This window comes from Halomonas ventosae (assembly GCF_004363555.1).
Lineage (GTDB): Bacteria > Pseudomonadota > Gammaproteobacteria > Pseudomonadales > Halomonadaceae > Halomonas > Halomonas ventosae.
Window position 1 is genome coordinate 44,248 of sequence record NZ_SNZJ01000009.1, and the last position, 17,288, is coordinate 61,535.

At 67.6% G+C, this 17,288-nt stretch carries 14 protein-coding genes and 1 riboswitch; of the genes, 10 read left to right on the forward strand and 4 right to left on the reverse strand.

Features of this window, described 5'->3' with window-relative positions:
• The first annotated feature begins 51 nt into the window (after positions 1 to 51).
• The 6 genes from DFP85_RS09380 (at position 52) to DFP85_RS09405 (ending at position 7,454) form a co-directional block, all read left to right on the forward strand.
• Positions 52 to 921 carry a branched-chain amino acid ABC transporter permease gene (locus DFP85_RS09380; protein WP_133636023.1) on the forward strand — a complete coding sequence of 290 codons (870 nt, stop codon included), beginning with the start codon at positions 52 to 54 and terminating at the stop codon, positions 919 to 921.
• A complete protein-coding gene (locus DFP85_RS09385; protein WP_133636024.1) occupies positions 918 to 1,862 on the forward strand; it encodes a branched-chain amino acid ABC transporter permease in 945 nt (314 codons plus the stop codon). The genes DFP85_RS09380 and DFP85_RS09385 overlap by 4 nt, the downstream gene beginning before the upstream one ends.
• The gene (locus DFP85_RS09390) at positions 1,859 to 2,629 is read left to right on the forward strand and encodes an ABC transporter ATP-binding protein (RefSeq protein WP_133636025.1); all 771 of its coding nucleotides are present in this window, start codon (positions 1,859 to 1,861) and stop codon (positions 2,627 to 2,629) included. Before DFP85_RS09385 ends, DFP85_RS09390 begins: the two co-directional genes overlap by 4 nt.
• Positions 2,629 to 3,330, forward strand: coding sequence for an ABC transporter ATP-binding protein (locus DFP85_RS09395; RefSeq protein WP_208108483.1), 702 nt, complete (start codon positions 2,629 to 2,631; stop codon positions 3,328 to 3,330). The genes DFP85_RS09390 and DFP85_RS09395 overlap by 1 nt, the downstream gene beginning before the upstream one ends.
• Positions 3,331 to 3,644: 314 nt before the next feature.
• Positions 3,645 to 6,764, forward strand: coding sequence for a DEAD/DEAH box helicase (locus DFP85_RS09400; RefSeq protein ID WP_133636027.1), 3,120 nt, complete (start codon positions 3,645 to 3,647; stop codon positions 6,762 to 6,764).
• Positions 6,765 to 6,866: 102 nt separating this feature from the next.
• The gene (locus tag DFP85_RS09405) at positions 6,867 to 7,454 is read left to right on the forward strand and encodes a peroxidase-related enzyme (RefSeq protein ID WP_133636028.1); all 588 of its coding nucleotides are present in this window, start codon (positions 6,867 to 6,869) and stop codon (positions 7,452 to 7,454) included.
• A gap of 86 nt (positions 7,455 to 7,540) precedes the next feature.
• On the opposite strand, the gene DFP85_RS09410 is transcribed toward DFP85_RS09405, so the two are convergent.
• Together DFP85_RS09410 and rloA3 are read right to left on the reverse strand one after the other, a co-directional pair.
• On the reverse strand, positions 7,541 to 8,959 hold the full coding sequence (locus DFP85_RS09410; RefSeq protein ID WP_279512930.1) for a DegQ family serine endoprotease: 1,419 nt from the start codon (positions 8,957 to 8,959) through the stop codon (positions 7,541 to 7,543).
• A 67-nt stretch (positions 8,960 to 9,026) separates the two neighbouring features.
• Complete coding sequence (gene rloA3, locus DFP85_RS09415) at positions 9,027 to 9,590, reverse strand: retropepsin-like aspartic peptidase RloA3 (RefSeq protein WP_133636029.1); 564 nt, start codon at positions 9,588 to 9,590, stop codon at positions 9,027 to 9,029.
• Positions 9,591 to 9,864: 274 nt separating this feature from the next.
• Positions 9,865 to 9,984: riboswitch (TPP riboswitch) on the forward strand.
• Between rloA3 and DFP85_RS09420 the strand changes: the two genes are divergently transcribed.
• Positions 9,974 to 11,356: an SLC5/6 family protein gene (locus tag DFP85_RS09420; RefSeq protein ID WP_133636030.1), complete on the forward strand. Its 1,383-nt coding sequence runs from the start codon at positions 9,974 to 9,976 to the stop codon at positions 11,354 to 11,356. (Overlaps the previous riboswitch by 11 nt.)
• A 9-nt stretch (positions 11,357 to 11,365) precedes the next feature.
• Here the strand turns inward: DFP85_RS09420 and DFP85_RS09425 are convergent, their stop codons facing one another.
• Entirely contained in the window at positions 11,366 to 11,728 is a 363-nt protein-coding gene (locus tag DFP85_RS09425) for a helix-turn-helix domain-containing protein (RefSeq protein ID WP_133636031.1), read from the reverse strand.
• 129 nt (positions 11,729 to 11,857) lie between these two features.
• On the opposite strand from DFP85_RS09425, the gene ilvD reads away from it, so the two are divergent.
• The 3 genes from ilvD (at position 11,858) to arcC (ending at position 15,902) form a co-directional block, all read left to right on the forward strand.
• A complete protein-coding gene (gene ilvD / locus DFP85_RS09430; RefSeq protein WP_133636032.1) occupies positions 11,858 to 13,546 on the forward strand; it encodes a dihydroxy-acid dehydratase in 1,689 nt (562 codons plus the stop codon).
• Positions 13,547 to 13,655: 109 nt separating this feature from the next.
• Positions 13,656 to 14,903 (forward strand): arginine deiminase, encoded by a 1,248-nt coding sequence (locus tag DFP85_RS09435; RefSeq protein ID WP_133636033.1) that lies wholly within the window; start codon positions 13,656 to 13,658, stop codon positions 14,901 to 14,903.
• An 87-nt stretch (positions 14,904 to 14,990) separates the two neighbouring features.
• A complete protein-coding gene (arcC, locus tag DFP85_RS09440; protein ID WP_133636034.1) occupies positions 14,991 to 15,902 on the forward strand; it encodes a carbamate kinase in 912 nt (303 codons plus the stop codon).
• A 34-nt stretch (positions 15,903 to 15,936) separates the two neighbouring features.
• On the opposite strand, the gene senA is transcribed toward arcC, so the two are convergent.
• Complete coding sequence (gene senA, locus DFP85_RS09445; RefSeq protein ID WP_133636035.1) at positions 15,937 to 17,286, reverse strand: selenoneine synthase SenA; 1,350 nt, start codon at positions 17,284 to 17,286, stop codon at positions 15,937 to 15,939.
• Between the last annotated feature and the right edge of the window lie 2 nt (positions 17,287 to 17,288).

Here is a 17,288-nt window from a genome sequence, read left to right on the forward strand (position 1 = left end):
CTGCCGGCCGCCCCTCCCGGGCGGCCGGCCCGACCCATCCGGGAGTCCACGATGCAGAGCTTCATTGCCGCGCTGCTCAACAGCCTCGACATCGCGCTGCTGCTGTTCGTCATCGCCGTCGGCCTCAACATCATCTTCGGCGTGCTCAACGTCATCAACTTCGCCCACGGCGCCCTCTACATGCTGGGCGCCTATTTCGCCTATACCGCGATGGGGTTGCTGGGGCTCTCCTTCTGGCTGGCGCTGGTGGTAGCCCCGCTGCTGGTGGCGGTGGTGGCGGTCGCCATCGAGCGGCTGATGCTGCGCACGGTCTATGACCGCCACATCACCGACAGCCTGCTGCTCACCTTCGCCCTGCTGCTGATCATCGACGAGTCCGTGCGGATGATCTGGGGGCCCTCCATCCAGGTGGTGAACCCGCCGGCGCTGCTCGCCGGGACCGTCTCGGTGTTCGGCGTGAACTACCCCCTCTACGGCCTCTTCGTGATCGCCGTGGGGCTCGCCATGATGCTGGGCCTGTGGTTGCTCTTCACCCGCACCCGCCTGGGGCGCATCGTCCGCGCCGCGGCGCTGGACCGGGAGATGGCCCAGACCCTGGGGATCAACGTGCCGCTGGTGATCACCGGGGTGTTCGCCTTCGGCGCCTGGATCGCTGCGGTGGGGGGCGTGGTGGCCGCACCCATGCGGGCCATCGGGCCGGCGATGGGCGAGAAGATCATCATCGAGTCGTTCATCGTGGTGGTGATCGGCGGGCTCGGAAGCTTCCCCGGCACCCTGCTGGGCGCCCTGGTGCTGGGCGGCATCCACGGCTTCGGCGGGCGCTTCCTGCCCGAGATCAACCTGGTGCTGCCCTACATCGGCATGGCGCTGGTGCTGCTGCTCAAGCCCCAGGGGCTGATGGGCAAGGGGGCGAGCGCATGACCACACGACTGCTGATCGCCGGGCTGCTGGCGCTGGTGCTGGCCGCGCTCTTCCTGCTGCCCTATGGCGTCTCCTACTTCTACATCTTCGTCGCCACCGAGATCCTGATCATGGGACTCTTCGCGGCCAGCTTCAATCTGGTGTTCGGCTACACCGGGATGCTCTCCTTCGGCCATGCGGCCTTCTTCGGGATGGGGTCCTACACCACCGCCATGCTGCTGCTCCACCTGCAGGTGCCGCTGGTGTGGACCCTGCTGGCGGCGATGCTGACCTCGATGCTGCTGGCCGCGGTGATCGGCTTCTTCTGCGTGCGGCTCAACGAGGTCTACTTCGCCATGCTGACCCTGGCGTTCGGCATGATGGTGTTCTCCGTGGCCCACCAGTGGCGCAGCGTGACCAACGGCAGCGACGGCATCACGGGCTTTCCCCTCACCGAGTTCGGCCTCGGGCTCGACCTGCAGCTCGCCAACCCCCTGGTCTACTACTACGTGGTGCTGGTGGTGGTGGTGCTGGCCGCGGCACTGCTCTACCTCGTCACGCGCTCGCCCTTCGGCCTGATCCTCAAGGCCATCAGCGAGAACCCGGAGCGGGTCGCCTTCTGCGGGCTCAACGAGCGGCGCTTCCGGCTGATCGCCTTCATCGTGGCGGGGCTCTTCGCGGGGCTGGCCGGCGGGCTCTTCGCGCCCTTCAACCGGGTGGCGAGCCCCGACATGATCCACTGGAGCCACTCCGCGGAGGCGGTGCTGATGACCATCCTCGGCGGCTCGGCCTACTTCCTGGGGCCCTTCTTCGGCGCCATGGTGTTCGTGCTGCTGGAGACCTGGATCACCAGCTACACCGACCACTGGATGCTGGTCCTCGGCATCATCCTGGCGCTGATGGTGATGTTCTTCCGCCGCGGTATCCTCGGGACCGTGCTCGACCGGGTGCTGAGACGATGACCGAACCACTGCTCTCGATCCGCGACCTCACCAAGACCTTCGGCGGCGTGCATGCCGTGGACGGGGTCTCCCTCGACGTGCGCCCGCGCGAGACCGTGGCGCTGATCGGGCCCAACGGCGCGGGCAAGACGACCTTCTACAACATGATCTCGGGGCGCATGACGCCGACCTCGGGGAGCATCCACTATGACGGCGAGGAGATCACCGGCCTGCCGCCGCACCGCATCAGCCGGCTCGGCATCTCCCGCTCCTTCCAGATCACCAACATCTTCCAGGAGCTCACGGTACGCCAGAACGTCGAGGTCGCGCTCACCGCCTTCCACGGCAAGGCGCTCGCGATGCTGCGCCTGGCCTCGCGCGACCGCGAGATCATCGACGAGGCCTACGCCCTGCTCGAGCGGCTGGGGCTCGAGGCCCTGGCGGATCAGCGTGCCGGGGTGCTCAGCTACGGCGACAAGCGCCTGCTCGAGATCGCCATCGTGCTGGCGACCCGCCCGCGGCTGGTGCTGCTCGACGAGCCCACGGCGGGCATGACCCCGGAGGAGACCCGCCACGTCACCCAGCTGATCCGCAGGCTCGCCGACTCCGGCGACTACACCTTCCTGGTCACCGAGCATGACATGAGCGTGGTGTTCGGGATTGCCGACCGCATCCTGGTGATGCACCGCGGCCAGCGGCTGGCGGAGGGCACGCCGGAGGAGATCCGCAACGACCCCGAGGTGAAGCGCGCCTATCTCGGCGAGGAAGAAGAGGAGGCGGCATCCTGATGCTCAAGGTCGAGGATATCCACACCTACTACGGCGAGAGCCATGCGCTGCAGGGCGTGAGCCTGGAGGTCGAGGCCGGGGAGGTCGTCTGCCTGCTGGGCCGCAACGGCGCCGGGAAGAGCACCACGCTCAAGAGCATCATGGGGGTCACGCCGCCGCGGCAGGGCAGGGTGCTGTTCGAGGGCCGGGACATCCGCGGGCTGCCCGCCCACCGCATCGCCCGGCTCGGCATCGCCCTGGTGCCGGAGGACCGGCGCATCTTCCCCGGGCTCAGCGTCTACGAGAACCTGGAGGTGGCGATGCAGCCCGGCCACCGGGGCGAGCGCCGCTGGACCCCGGAGCGGGTGCTCGACACCTACCCGATGCTCGCGGAGCTGCGCCACCAGGACGGCGCCACCCTCTCGGGCGGGCAGCAGCAGATGCTGGCGATCGCCCGGGCCCTGGTCACCGAGCCGCGCCTGCTGCTGCTCGACGAGCCCAACGAGGGGCTGGCCCCGGTCATCGTCCACCAGATCGGCGAGCTGATCGACGACCTGGCGAGCACCACCACCATCCTCTTCACCGACCAGAGCGTGCCCTTCGCCCTGCGCCATGCCAGCAAGGCTTTCATCCTCCAGAAGGGGCAGGTCGCCTACGCCGGCACCACCGCCGAGCTGCGCGAGAACCCCGATCTCCAGGAGCGCTATCTCTCCGTTGCCTGAGCAGGCTGGGGGCTACGCCGAAGGAAGTTGGCCACCTGTAACCTAACGTTCGCATACGGTGCCCTGGCTCCGATTGGAGGCGGGGCATCTTGCTTTGAGTCCCTCGCCCTTTGTTCTGGAGCGGTTCCAGCGTTTCAGTAATTCGTCATGTTGCGACTTGGATGCGATAGTGGCGGTGCGATAAAGAAATCGGGCGGTTGGATCCATTACTATGAGGTACCAATCTTTGCAGCGATGGCATCCTCGGGAGCGACTGTAGTGGGTGGATGTTTCCACTGCTGTCTCTCGTCGGACACGCAAGGGAGAAGAAGGGCATGGACAAGCTTCCCGAAGGCCTTTACGAGCGGTTGCTCGATGAAGAGCTGCAGGCACAGTTGGAGGCGTATCCCGAACTGAAACCGGTGCTTCGCTCGCTCGATGATGAAACGGCACCTCACGCTTACTCTCAGTTTCTCGGCCAGCTACTTCATCAAGCGCTGAGGAGCGTCGCATCTGAGCAGCGTCTTCCTCTTTTGAACCGCATTATTGAGCTGGTGTCAGCCACCGATGGCCTCGACTACCTGACTCGTAAGCAGCTGCTCAGCACCGATAAGCCGATTCTTACTGAGATAAGGCGAAGCCGCGAATCATTACCCCGCCCGTATACGCCGCTTTCTACCAGCGCACTGTTCACGGGGCTGGGACATGACCCGCCCCTGGAGCATGAGCTGCGCGCGGAAATGGCGACGGCAGATAGCGTTGATGTTCTGGTCTCGTTCATTAAGTGGTCCGGCCTCCGGTTGTTGATGCCCGCCTTCGAGCGCTTGGCCGAGAGAGGCGTGCCGGTTCGCCTGATCTCCACCAGCTACATGGGTGCCAGCGATCCGACGGCACTGGAGTGGCTGTCCCGGCAGCCTAACGTCACCGTACGTGTCTCCTACGACACCGGTGGTACTCGATTGCATGCCAAGGCTTATCACTTTCGGCGTGAGAGTGGTTACTCCACGGCCTATATCGGCTCAGCGAACATGTCCCACTCGGCGATGACCCAAGGGCTGGAGTGGACCGTCAAGGTTACCGCTCAGGATATGGCACATATCCTTGAGCGCTTCGAGGCGGAGTTCTCCGCTTATTGGGAGAGCGACGAGTTCGAGCACTATACCCCGGAGGATTTCACGCGCTTTCGACAGGCCATCGCCGCGCACAAGGAGCGCGGCCGGGGTGGGGCGACATTTTTCGCCGAAATCACGCCGCGGCCGTTCCAACTACGAATTCTGGAAGCCATCGATGCCGCCCGGCAGCGCGGCTCGTTTCGCAACCTGGTGGTGGCGGCGACCGGAACCGGCAAGACGGTGATCTCGGCGCTGGATTATCGGCGACTCTGTGAGCGTGAAGGCAGCCAGGTGCCCCTGCTCTTCGTCGCGCATCGCAAGGAGATCCTGGAGCAGGCTCAGTCCTGCTACCGCACCGTGCTGCGTGACCAGAACTTCGGTGAGCTCTGGGTAGGCGGGCATGTCCCGACAGAGCATCGTCACCTGTTTGCCTCGGTGCAAACCCTGAATCGCCACCGCCCTTGGGAGACCTCGGGCCGGGAGCATTTCCAGTATGTGGTGATCGATGAGGCTCATCATGAGACCGCTAGCAGCTATCGGGCGCTGCTCGAGGAGCTAAACCCTGCCGTTCTGCTGGGGCTGACGGCGACGCCCGAACGTATGGACGGTAGCAGCATCCTGCCGGACTTCGATGGCGACTTCGCCGCGGAGATTCGCCTGCCCGAGGCCCTCGAGGAGAAGCTGCTATGCCCCTTCCACTACTTCGGGGTCAGCGATAGCGTCGACCTCAGTGATGACTCGCTGTGGCGCAACGGCCGCTATGACGTCCGTCAGCTGGAGAATCTTCTAACCGGCGATGACTTTCGTGCCAAGCAGCGGGTCGACACCGTCCTGCAGGCGCTGGAGCGTTACCAGCCCGATCTGCACGGCATCCGTGCGGTAGGGTTCTGCGCCGGCCTTCGCCACGCCGAGTATATGGCCGAGTGTTTCAATCAGTTGGGCAGTGAGTACCGAGCCGCGGTCCTGGTCGGTGATACGCCAGCGGAGATCCGCGCCGAGCGGCTGCGGGAGTTTCGTGACGGAAGACTGCCCTTTCTGTTCACCGTGGATGTGCTCAGTGAAGGGGTGGATGTTCCGGATATCAACCTGGTGATGTTCCTACGCCCCACCGAGAGCCTGACGGTATTTCTGCAGCAACTGGGACGTGGGCTGCGTCATGCGCCAGGCAAGGAGTGCCTCACCGTCTTGGACTTCGTGGGGCAGACCCATCGCCGCTATCGCCTGGATACCAAGTTCACTGCACTGCTATCCGGCCAGCGGCAGCGACTTGATCGTGAGGTAGAAGCCGACTTCCCCAGCCTGCCGCCTGGCTGCAGTATTCAGCTTGAACGGGTCGCTCGGGAGCGAGTGCTAAGCAAGATTCGCGCGGTGCTCAGCGACCTCAATCAGTTTATCCCCGAGACCCTGCGCACTTGGCCAGAGGAAGTAGGGCAGCCACTGACGTTTGGGCGTTTCCTGGAGGTGACGGGACTGTCCCCGGTACAGGTGCTGTCGCGCAAGAGTTGGTCGGAGTGGAAGGCAATAGCCGACCGCAACCCACTCCCTGCGGATCCGGACCTCGATCAGGCCCGCAAGGCTCTACCGCGTATCGCTTTGCGTAGCGATCCAGTGCTCTTGAGAGCTATCGAGGACATTGGCGGTCAAGATGGGACGGTTCAGGAGGCGTTGGGGCGCTACGACGTGGCACAGCAAACGGCGCTGCACTATCTGCTGTGGGGCCGGAAGGGCGGTCTCGTGGGCGTGAATAACCTTGAAGAGTCGCTGCAGAAATGGCGTGACAATCCCAGTGTAGCGGCCGATGCCGCCGAGATCGCCGCCTGGCGGCGGGCTCATCAACAGGTGCCTCTGCAACGGCTGAGTGAGCTGCCTTTCGACTGCGGGCTACTCCTGCATGGCGCCTACGGTTTGCCAGAGATCAAGGCGGCACTTGGGATAGCGAGCTTGGAAAAGCCGGGTGCCACCGGCGTGGGGGTGATCCATGCAAAGGACATTCGTGCCTATATCCATCTGGTAACCTTTCAAAAAGATGACACCGACTTCTCTCCTACCACGCGCTATCGAGACTATCCCATCAGTCGCACGCTACTGCATTGGGAGAGCCAGTCGAACACCAGTCAGGCCAGTGCAACGGGGCAGAACTACCTTCACTTCGAGGAGCGCGGCTACACGATTCTCTTCTTCGCTCGCCTCACCAAGCGCATCGAGGGTGAGACGGCGCCATTTGTCTTCCTTGGTCCAGCCAAAGCGCTTAAGAGCTATCACGGCGATCGCCCCATCGCCATGACCTGGGAGCTGGAGTACCCCATGCCTGCCGAGCTCTTCGAGGAGGCGCGCCCGGCGTAGCGAACCCAAGGTCAGGGCCATGCGACTTTGGCAGCCATGTTGACGTTGACGTTAACTGCTATCTTGGTGTCATCGCCAACAACCACAACACCTGGAGCCTCCATGTCCGCCCCGATCAGCCGCTTCCCCGTTCCCGAATCGATCCACGATCTGCCCGATGACGTCCGCGATGCCATGCTGGCGGTGCAGGAGAAGGCCGGCTTCGTGCCCAACGTCTTCCTGATGCTGGCCCACCGGCCGGCCGAGTTTCGCGCCTTCTTCGCCTACCACGATGCCTTGATGGAGCGGGAATCCGATACGCTCACCAAGGCCGAGAAGGAGATGATCGTGGTTGCCACCAGCGCCCGCAACCGCTGCCTCTACTGCGTGGTGGCCCACGGCGCCCTGGTGCGGATCTACAGCAAGGACCCGCTGCTCGCCGACCAGGTAGCGACCAATCATCGCACCGCGCCGATCAGCGAGCGGCATCGCACCATGTTGGACTTCGCCCTCTACTGCGGCCTGGAGGTGGGAGAGCTCACCGACGAGTGGGAGGCCCGCCTGAAAACGGCCGGGTTCACCCACGACGACATCTGGGACATCGGCGCCATCACCGCCTTCTTCGGCCTCTCCAACCGCCTGGTCACCCTGACCGGCACGCCCCCCAACGAGGAGTTCTACCTGATGGGACGGGTGCCGCGGGAGAAGTAAGGCGGAATGACCGGGGCTACGTAAATCAGCGCCCCGGCGGTGTTACCTCCGGGGCGCTGAGTCATGGCAATGAGTGAGCTCTGGGGTCAGTCACCGCCGAGGCTCAAGGCCACGAAGTAGGAGTTGCCATCCCGGTAGAGCCGTACCGGGATCGCCTGGCCTTCCGGCAGGTCGGCGACGATATCGGCCAGCTGTTCCGGGCTCTCCACCTGCTGCTGCCCGATGCTCACCAGCACATCGCCGGGGCGGATCCCGGCGGCTGCCGCGCGTCCGGTGGGGTCGACATCGGCGATGCGCACGCCATGGTCGAGTCCGAGCTGTTGGCGCTCTGCGTCGCTCAAGGGCTGTGCCGCGATGCCGAGGCGGGCCGGTTCGCTCTCGTTGCCGGCCTGGTCGGCACCCGCGTTCGGCCACTCGCCAACCTCCACGGTGATCGACTGCCGCTCGCCTTCACGCAGCACCAGCAGCTCGACCTCCTCGCCGGGGGCCACGGCGCCGATCAGCCTGGGCAGCGTGGTGGAGTGGTCGACCTCCTGGCCATTGGCTTCCAGGATGATGTCGCCCGCCTGGAGCCCGCCTTCGGCCGCCGGGCCGTCGGGGGCCAGGTCCGCGATCAGGGCGCCTTCGGCCTGGTCCATCCCGAAGGAGCTTGCCAGGTCCGGGGAAACCGGCTGGATCCGGACGCCGAGCCAGCCGCGGCTGACGTACCCCTCATTGCGCAGCTGGTCGGCGACATCCAGGGCCACATCGATCGGGATGGCGAAGGAGAGCCCCATGTACCCGCCGCTGCGCGTCAGGATCTGGGCGTTGACGCCGATCACCTCCCCTTCCAGGTTGAACAGTGGCCCACCGGAGTTGCCCGGGTTGATGGCCACGTCGGTCTGGATGAAGGGCACATAGACATCCTGGGGCAGGGTGCGGTTGATGGCACTGATGATGCCGGCCGTCACGGAATGATCGAAGCCGAAGGGGGAGCCGATGGCGGCGACCCACTGGCCCACCTCAAGGTCTCCCGATTCGCCCATCTCGAGGGTGGGAAGGTCGTCGGCATCGACCTTGAGCACGGCGACATCGGTCTTGTCATCGGTACCCACCAGTTCGGCCTCGAGTTCGCGCCGGTCGTTGAGGCGCACCAGGATCTCGTCGGCCTCCTTGACCACATGGGCATTGGTCATGATGTAGCCGTCTTCATCGAAGATGAAGCCCGAGCCCAGCGAGCGGCGCTCCTGGTTGCCCTGGCCTCGGCCGCCGCCGGGGGGCATGGGGATGCGGTCACCGAAGAAGTGCCGAAAGATCTCGGGGATCTCCTGGCCGCCGAACTGGCCGGTGGGGGGAGCCTGTCGCTCGACCGTCCGGGTCGTCGAGATATTGACGACCGACGGGGCGGCGTCCTCCACCAGCTCGGTGAAGTCCGGCAGGCGCTGTTGCGCCAGGGCAGGCTGGGAAGCGACAAGGAGAAGTCCCAGCAGCATTAGCCAGGAAAGCGTGCGTGTCTTGACTGTCACGATGGGCTCCTGTTTGGCATCGGGTGTCAGGCGTCATGATCGGCGGCGATAGCCCCGGCGGGGCCCGTCATACGCCGATATCCTCGTCATACTCCTTCCCGGAGTGTGACTTGACGGGCGAATCATCGTTGCATTCGGGCTCATGCATGAAGGTGCGGGTCGTCTCGACACTGCCCAGGTCCTGGATCGTGCGTCGCCCGAGCAATACCGGGTAGTTCATGTCGTCGCGATCCTCCAGGCTGAACTGCTCCTCGCGAAGCGTCTCTCCCATGCAGAGCGTCATCAGCACCACGGGCCGGCTCTCCACCCCGCCGGCACCCCTCACCCGCAGGTCGCGAAACACTGGCCGCTCGAAGGTCTTCGAGACGACCTCGTTCGTCGCCTCGTCCTCCACCTCGGTGGTGAATCGTACCCAGTCCTCGCCGTCGCGCTCGAACGCCTCGATCTCCTCGGCCTGCATCGACGACGTCAGGGCGCCGGTGTCGAGCTTCACCTTGACCTCCGTGCCCCACGGCTCGATGGTGCCCTTCTCGACCCAGCCATAGGTGGTGGTCTCGGCCGCCTGGGCGGCACTCCCCAGCAGCCCGGCGCCGAGCAAGGCCAGCAGTGTTCTTCGGATCGATCTGTGCATGCGTTTCCTCCCTGGCTACACGTGGATGATGTCGGTGATGCGAATGGCAAGGCGTCCATGATCCATGGACTCGCCCTGCGACCGTCATCGAGGAGAGGGAGTTCCGTCATCGCCGAGAGGGACCTTCGCGAGAGACCGCCGGGGCCTGTTGCCTGGCGCCGCCGGCAAGCCCACGGGAACCGGGCCCGGGTGGTCGCCAGGGGAGGTCGGCGCTATGATGTCCCTCGATCGCCCCGCCAGGCCAGGATGCGAGGCGCGATCCCACAATCCATTCACTTGTCGCCAGGGGAGTCCCGCCGCCGAGAGCATCGGCCGGGGCTGAGAGAGCGCATGGCGCTGACCCTGGAACCTGATCCGGTTCACACCGGCGGAGGAAGTGCGACATGCCCTACCTGACGTCTGCCGTGCTCGGCGCGGCGCTGCTGTGCTTTGCGTTCCTGGGCCTCAGGGCCCGCCGGGCCGATGGCCCCCTCGATGACTACGTCACCGCGCGCAACTCCCAGGGGGCCCAGTCGCTGGGCCTCTCCTTCCTGGCCTCGGGGATGGGCGCCTGGATCCTCTTCGTGCCCCCCGAGATCGGCGCCTTCGTCGGCCCGCTGGCGCTGGCCGGCTATGCCGTCGGTTCGGCGCTGCCGTTCATCGTGCTCGGGCTCTACGGGCCGGCGATCCGCCGCCACCTGCCGGAGGGGCGCAGCATCGGCGAGTTCGCCGAGGCCTGCTACGGCGCCGGGGTACGGCGCTGGGTGTCGCTGGTCTCGGTGCTGTACATGGCCTGCTTCCTGGCCGCAGAGCTGACGGCCATCGGTGCCATCACTGCGCTGCTCTCGGAGGTGCCGCCGGCGCTGGTGGTCATCGGCGTGGCGGTTTCCACGTTGCTCTACACGGCGGTGGGCGGCCTGCGGGCGAGCCTCGCCACCGACCGCTGGCAGGCCTGGCTGCTGATCGCGCTGCTGGCCCTGGTCGGTGGCGTGGCGCTCACGCGCCTGCCCGAGATGCCGGTGGACGCCGCGCTGCCCTCGATCCCCACCGGCAGCGCCCTCGCCGTGGCGCTGACCCTGGTGATCGCGGTCACCGCGGCCAACCTCTTCCACCAGGGCTACTGGCAGCGCGTCTGGGCGGCGCGCGACGACCGCGCCCTGGGTCGCGGCGCCTGGCTGGGCGGCGGCATCACCGTGCTGGTGGTGATGGTGGTGGGCGGCCTCGGCATGCTGGCGGCCATGGCCGGCGTGGCGCTGGGCGAGCCGCCGATCCCCTTCTTCGCGCTGCTCGCCGAGGCGCCGGGCTGGCTGGCCCTGCCGGCGCTGGTGCTGGCGGTGACCCTGGTCGCCTCCAGCGTGGATACCCTGCAGAACGGCCTCGCCTCGCTGGTGGTGGCGGGTTCCGGCCGGCGCGGGCTCTCCCTCGGTGCGGCACGCTGGGTCACGGTGGCGCTGATGGTGCCGGTGGTGGTCGTGGCGCTGCAGGGGCTTTCGGTGCTGCGGCTGTTCCTGATCGCCGACCTGCTCTGTGCGGCCATCGTGGTGCCGGTGCTGCTGGGCCTCTGGTCGCGGATGAGCCCCCTGGCCGCGGTGGCCGGCGGGGTGGCAGGCATGCTCGGCGCCATCCTGCCGGGCTGGGTCGCCCAGGGCAGCCTCGCGGCGGGCGTGCTGGCGGCGAGCTTCCCCGGCAGCATCCCGACCCTGCCGCCCTTCCTGGGCGCGCTGCTCGCCTCCACCCTGGTCAGCCTGCTGGTGGCCGGGTGGCGACCCGGCTCTTCTACGCGTTGAGATATCGAGTCAGTCGAGAAAGAGATCGGCGGGTAGTCCGAAGCGCTGGGTCAGTGCCTTGATCTGGCGGACGTTCAGCCGTCGCTTGCCATTGAGGATCTCGGAGATCACCGACTGGGTGCCGACCTCCGGCAGGCTCGACTGGTCGAGGCCATGCCACTGCATCAGGTGGCGGAGCATGTCGGCGCCTCTCACCTCCGGCATCGGGCGGTGAGTGTCGTCGTACTCCTCGATGAGGTCACCCATATGGGAGGCGAGGCTCGCCAGTGGGTGTTCCTCGTCATCCCCGATCAGCTCCAGCAACTCATCGAGTGCCGCGACCAGGGCGTCGTAGTCGTGCTCGGATTCTGGTGAGCGAAGAGCATGTGGCATGGTGTTTTCCGTCTTGCTGTGCTCGATAGATTCTAGCGCAGCGATAGATGGACCTGCTGGCAATATGGACAGCCACATGACTTGCGGTCCACCCTCTGGAGGTCACGCCATCTTCACAGGAGCCCTGCCATGTCCGATACGCCGAAGGATCCCCGCCGCCGCCATTCCGCCGAGGTGGTAGACGGAGTCGGCAAGTCCGCCAGCCGCGCCATGCTGCGTGCGGTGGGCTTCACCGACGAGGATTTCGCCAAGCCCCAGGTGGGCATCGCCTCCACCTGGAGCAACCTCACCCCCTGCAACAGCCATATCGACGAGCTGGCCCGCCGGGCCAGCGACGGGGCCGACGGGGCCGGCGGCAAGGGGGTGATCTTCAACACCATCACCATCTCCGATGGCATCGCCAACGGCACCGAGGGCATGAAGTACTCGCTGGTGTCGCGGGAGGTGATCGCCGACTCCATCGAGACGGTGGCCGGCTGCGAGGGCTTCGACGGCCTGGTGGCCATCGGTGGCTGCGACAAGAACATGCCGGGCTGCATGATGGGGCTGGCGCGGCTGAACAGGCCGAGCGTCTTCGTCTACGGCGGCACCATCCTGCCCGGCACCGGCCATACCGACATCGTCTCGGTGTTCGAGGCCATGGGCGCCTACAGCCGCGGTGACCTGGACCTGATCGAGGTGAAGCAGATCGAGGAGACGGCGATCCCCGGTCCCGGCTCCTGCGGCGGAATGTACACCGCCAACACCATGGCCTCGGCCATCGAGGCGCTGGGCATGAGCCTGCCCGGCAGCTCGGCGCAGAACGCGGTCTCCCAGGCCAAGCGCGACGACTGCAAGGCGGCCGGCGCGGCGGTGCTCGAGCTGCTCGAGCGCGACATCAAGCCCTCCGACATCATGACCCGCCGGGCCTTCGAGAACGCCATCACCGTGGTGATCGCCCTGGGTGGCTCCACCAATGCGGTGCTGCACCTGATCGCCATGGCCAGCACCATCGGCGTGGAGCTCTCGCTTGCCGACTTCACCGAGATCGGCCGCCGCGTGCCGGTGGTCGCCGACCTGCGCCCCAGCGGCCACTACATGATGAGCGAGCTGGTGGCGATCGGTGGCATCCAGCCGCTGATGAAGACCCTGCTCGAGGCCGGCCTTCTCCACGGCGACTGCCTGACGGTGACCGGCCAGACGCTTGCCGAGAACCTGGCCGATGTCGCCCCCTATCCCGATGACCAGCAGATCATCGCGCCGATGGATCGCCCGGTGAAGGCCGAGAGCCACCTGCGCATCCTGCACGGCAACCTGGCGCCGGAAGGGGCGGTGGCCAAGATCACCGGCAAGGAGGGCACGCGCTTCGCAGGCTCCGCCAGGGTGTTCGGCTCCGAGGAGGAGGCCCAGGCACGCATCAATGACGGCACCGTGGTGGCCGGCGACGTGGTGGTGATCCGCTACGAGGGGCCCCGGGGCGGGCCCGGCATGCGCGAGATGCTCACCCCGACCTCGGCGATCATGGGCCGGGGGCTCGGCAGCGAGGTGGCGCTGATCACCGACGGGCGCTTCTCCGGCGGCAGCCATGGCTTCGTGGTAGGTCACGTGACCCCCGAGGCCTTCGACGGCGGCCCCCTGGCGCTGGTGGAGGATGGCGACCTGATCACCATCGATGCCGAGGCCGATACCATCGACGTCGACCTCTCCGACGAGGAGCTGATGCGCCGCCGCGCCGCCTGGCGCCAGCCCGAGCCGCGCTATGCGCGGGGGGTGCTGTCGAAGTACGCGCGCACGGTGAGCTCGGCCTCCACCGGGGCGGTGACCGACCTGCCGGAGTGACCCTTCCCGGCCGCCGGCATCGCGCCCGGCGGCATGGGCTATGCTTCGTCACGGCAGGCGCCGGCCGCTACCGGTGCCTGTCGCGATGCCCGGCGACACGGAGGCCACCATGCCCGAGCCCATCGGGGGGGTCCTGCCCGAACTGGGCGTGCATTCCGAGACCGGCACCCTGCGGCAGGTGATCGTCTGCCGTCCGGGCCTGGCCCATCGGCGGCTGACGCCTTCCAACTGCCATGCCCTGCTGTTCGACGACGTCTTCTGGGTCAAGCAGGCCCAGCAGGATCATGACGTCCTTGCGGGCGTGATGCGGGACAAGGGCGTGGAGGTGCTCGACGTCAACGACCTGCTGGCCGAGACCCTCGATATCACGGAAGCCCGCGCCTGGGTGCTGGACCACCGGATCACCTGGAACCACATCGGGGTGGGGATGGTGTCCGACCTGCGCGCCTGGCTGGACGAGCTGCCGGGCGATGCCCTGGCCGGGTTCCTGGTCGGCGGGCTGGGGGTGAGGGACCTGCCGTTCGAGCCGGTGGGGCTGTTCGGCAACCACCTGGGGCATGCCGGCTTCGTGCTGCCGCCCCTGCCCAACTTCCTCTTCACCCGCGACAGCAGCGCCTGGATCCATGGCGGGGTCACCCTCAATCCCATGCGCTGGGCCGCCCGCCAGCCCGAAACCCTGCTGATGGCGGCGGTCTATCGCTTCCATCCGGCCTTCGCGGGCCGGGTGAAGGTGCACTGGGGGGATCCCCTGGCGGACCACGGCCTCGCCACCCTCGAGGGCGGGGATGTCATGCCGGTGGGGCACGGCACGGTGCTGGTGGGCATGGGCGAGCGCTCCTCGCCCCAGGCCATCGGCCAGCTGGCGAAGGCGCTGTTCGACAGCGGCACGGCCGAGCGGGTGGTCGCCTGCCAGCTCCCCCGGTCCCGCTCGGCCATGCACCTGGACACGGTCTTTACCTTCTGTGGCGGCAACGTGGTGACCGCTTTCAGGGAGGTCGCGGAGGCGGTGGTCTGCTATGACCTGCGTCCCGGCGAGGGCGGCAGGACCCTGGCGTTCCGGCGGGACCCGCGCCGGCTGTTCGACATTGTCGCGGACATCCTGGGCTACCCGGCGCTGGAGGTGGTGCCCACCGGCGGCGACACCCCGGAGGAACGCGAGCGCGAACAGTGGAACGACGGCAACAACGTGCTGGCGTTGAGCCCCGGTGTCGTCGTCGGCTATGACCGCAACGATGACACCAATGCGGCGCTCGAGGCGGCGGGTATCGAGGTGCTGGCCATTCCCGGCGCCGAGCTGGGAAGGGGACGCGGCGGCGGGCGCTGCATGAGCTGCCCGACCCGTCGTGATCCTGTCTGAGAGGGGAGGGAAGCCGCATGGCATATGGTATCGAGAGCCGGCATCCGGCCCCCGGTGTGATTCTCGTCGCGATCCTGGGAGGCTGACATGCTGGTGGTGGCGGCACTGGGCGGCAACGCCCTCCTGAAGCGCGGGGAGCCGCTGACGGCCGCGGCGCAGCGGGCGAACGTGCAGGTGGCGGTCCGCGCGCTGGCCGAGATCGTGCGCGCCGGGCATCGCTTGGTGATCACCCATGGCAACGGCCCCCAGGTGGGCCTGCTGGCGCTGCAGGGCGCGGCCTATCGGCCGGACGAGGCCTATCCGCTGGACGTGCTGGGCGCCGAGACCGAGGGCATGATCGGCTACATGATCGAGCAGGAGCTGGAGAACGCGCTCGACCATGACCGCCCGGTGGCCACCCTGCTGACCCAGGTGGTGGTGGATCCCCGGGATCCCGCCTTTGCCCATCCCACCAAGTTCGTCGGGCCGGTCTACGAACGGGACGAGGCCGAGCGTCGCGCGGCGGCGGCCGGCTGGCAGATCGCCCGGGACGGCGACAAGTGGCGTCGGGTCGTGCCGTCGCCGACGCCGCTGGAGATCCCGGACCTGCGGGTGCTGCAGCTGCTGCTCGCCCAGGGCGTGGTGGTGGTCTGCACCGGGGGCGGCGGGATCCCGGTCCTGCGCCGGGAGGATGGCAGCATGATCGGCGTGGAGGCGGTCATCGACAAGGACGCTGCCAGCGCGCTGCTGGCGCGCCAGCTGGGCGCCGACGCCCTGCTGCTGCTGACCGATGTGGAGGCGGTGTACCGGGATTACGGCACGGACGCCGCGACCCCGGTTCACGAACTGACGGTTGTCCAGGCCCGGGAGATGGCCCTGCCGGCCGGTTCCATGGGACCCAAGCTGGCGGCCGCCTGTGACTTTGCCGAAACTGGTGGTATCAGCGGCATCGGCCGGCTGGTCGATGCCGTCTCCATCCTCGAGGGAAGGGCGGGGACACGGGTGTCAGCCGACGCATAGGCCGCGCAGGTCCTGAACCCCCAGGGCGGGGCCCTCAACGGGCGCAGGTGCGAAAGCCGGCCAGGATGTCCTGGCGGTCCGGCGTGAAGAAGTTGCGGTAGCCGTTGTGGGCCAGCCGCGAGCGGGTGGCCCAGGCGCCGCCGCGCAGCACGTAGCGCCCCTCCCGGAACCAGGGGGCCGAGTAGTCGCGGTAGAGCTCGGGTTCGAAACCCGGGAAGGGCGCGAAGGGCGAGGCCGTCCACTCCCAGACGTTGCCCAGCATCTGCCGGCAGCCGAAGGCGCTGTCGCCCTCGGGCAGCGCCGCCACGTCGAGCCGGCCCAGGCGCCAGGCGTCGAGGTTGGCGCGGGCGGCATCCGGCGGTGACTCGCCCCAGGGGAAGCGTCGCTTGCCGGGGGCGAGCGAGCCCCCGTCGGGTGACGGCGCCCGGCTGGCGGCGACCTCCCATTCCGCCTCGCTGGGCAGGCGTCGCCCGGCCCAGCGGCACCAGGCCTCGGCCTCGTGCCAGCCGACGTGCACGACCGGCTGGTGGGAAGCCAGCGGCCGCCAGCGGTCGAAGCAGCGCTCCTCCCAGTGGCCATCGGTGTCGCGGCGCCAGTAGATCGGCCCCTGCAGCGCCTGGTGCTCGCGCCACTGCCACCCGGCCTCGCTCCACAGCTCGCGCCGCGCGTAGCCGCCGTCCTCGATGAAGGCGGCGTACTCTGCGTTGGTGACCGGCGCCCTGGCGATCGAGAAGGGCGCCACCTCGACCTCCAGGGGCGGCTTCTCGTTGTCGAAGCGGAAGGGCACGGCCTCGTCGGAGCCCAGCCGGTGGCGCCCGCCGGGGATGGCCACATCGCCGGGCAGGGGGCCGTTCGAGGCGGGAGCGGGACGCTGGCCCGGCAGTGGGGTGCCCAGGTCCGGGGCCGGGTCGCCCAGCGTCTGGCGGGTATAGAGGAAGGCCTCGCCGTGCATGTCCTCGTGCAGGGTGGTGAGCTGGTAGACATAGCTCTGGGCGGCGCTCGCGGTGCCGTCGGGCAGGCGCTCGAGCATCGCCTGCTGTACCCGCGAGAGGTAGTCCAGGGTCTCGTCGCGGGAGGGCAGCGGTAGCGCCCAACGGTCGTCGTGGGCGATGCTGCTCGAATCGAACAGCCGGTCGGCGCCGGCGAGCTGGTAGTCGGGCAGGCCATGGAGGCCGCGCAGGGCGAAATGGTCGTGGAAGAAGCCCAGGTGGCCGAGCTCCCACAGCGGCGGGTTGACGATCGCCAGGCGCGGGCCCAGCTCGCGGGCCTCGAGGATGTCCTGCATCAGCGCCAGGCTGCGGGTGCGGGCATCGACGAGCATCGCCGCCAGCTCATCGGCGGCCCGCGGCGGCGTCGGTGGTGTGCCGAGAGGTGAAGAGGGCATGC

Bases quoted from the DNA above. Each gene is read 5' to 3' on its own strand.
- ilvD (WP_133636032.1), top strand. From the start codon at position 11,858: ATGTCCGATACGCCGAAGGATCCCCGCCGCCGCCATTCCGCCGAGGTG.
- DFP85_RS09425 (WP_133636031.1), bottom strand. From the start codon at position 11,728: ATGCCACATGCTCTTCGCTCACCAGAATCCGAGCACGACTACGACGCC.
- DFP85_RS09395 (WP_208108483.1), top strand. From the start codon at position 2,629: ATGCTCAAGGTCGAGGATATCCACACCTACTACGGCGAGAGCCATGCG.
- DFP85_RS09420 (WP_133636030.1), top strand. From the start codon at position 9,974: ATGCCCTACCTGACGTCTGCCGTGCTCGGCGCGGCGCTGCTGTGCTTT.
- arcC (WP_133636034.1), top strand. From the start codon at position 14,991: ATGCTGGTGGTGGCGGCACTGGGCGGCAACGCCCTCCTGAAGCGCGGG.
- DFP85_RS09405 (WP_133636028.1), top strand. From the start codon at position 6,867: ATGTCCGCCCCGATCAGCCGCTTCCCCGTTCCCGAATCGATCCACGAT.
- DFP85_RS09385 (WP_133636024.1), top strand. From the start codon at position 918: ATGACCACACGACTGCTGATCGCCGGGCTGCTGGCGCTGGTGCTGGCC.
- DFP85_RS09390 (WP_133636025.1), top strand. From the start codon at position 1,859: ATGACCGAACCACTGCTCTCGATCCGCGACCTCACCAAGACCTTCGGC.
- DFP85_RS09380 (WP_133636023.1), top strand. From the start codon at position 52: ATGCAGAGCTTCATTGCCGCGCTGCTCAACAGCCTCGACATCGCGCTG.
- DFP85_RS09400 (WP_133636027.1), top strand. From the start codon at position 3,645: ATGGACAAGCTTCCCGAAGGCCTTTACGAGCGGTTGCTCGATGAAGAG.
- DFP85_RS09435 (WP_133636033.1), top strand. From the start codon at position 13,656: ATGCCCGAGCCCATCGGGGGGGTCCTGCCCGAACTGGGCGTGCATTCC.
- senA (WP_133636035.1), bottom strand. From the start codon at position 17,286: ATGCCCTCTTCACCTCTCGGCACACCACCGACGCCGCCGCGGGCCGCC.
- rloA3 (WP_133636029.1), bottom strand. From the start codon at position 9,590: ATGCACAGATCGATCCGAAGAACACTGCTGGCCTTGCTCGGCGCCGGG.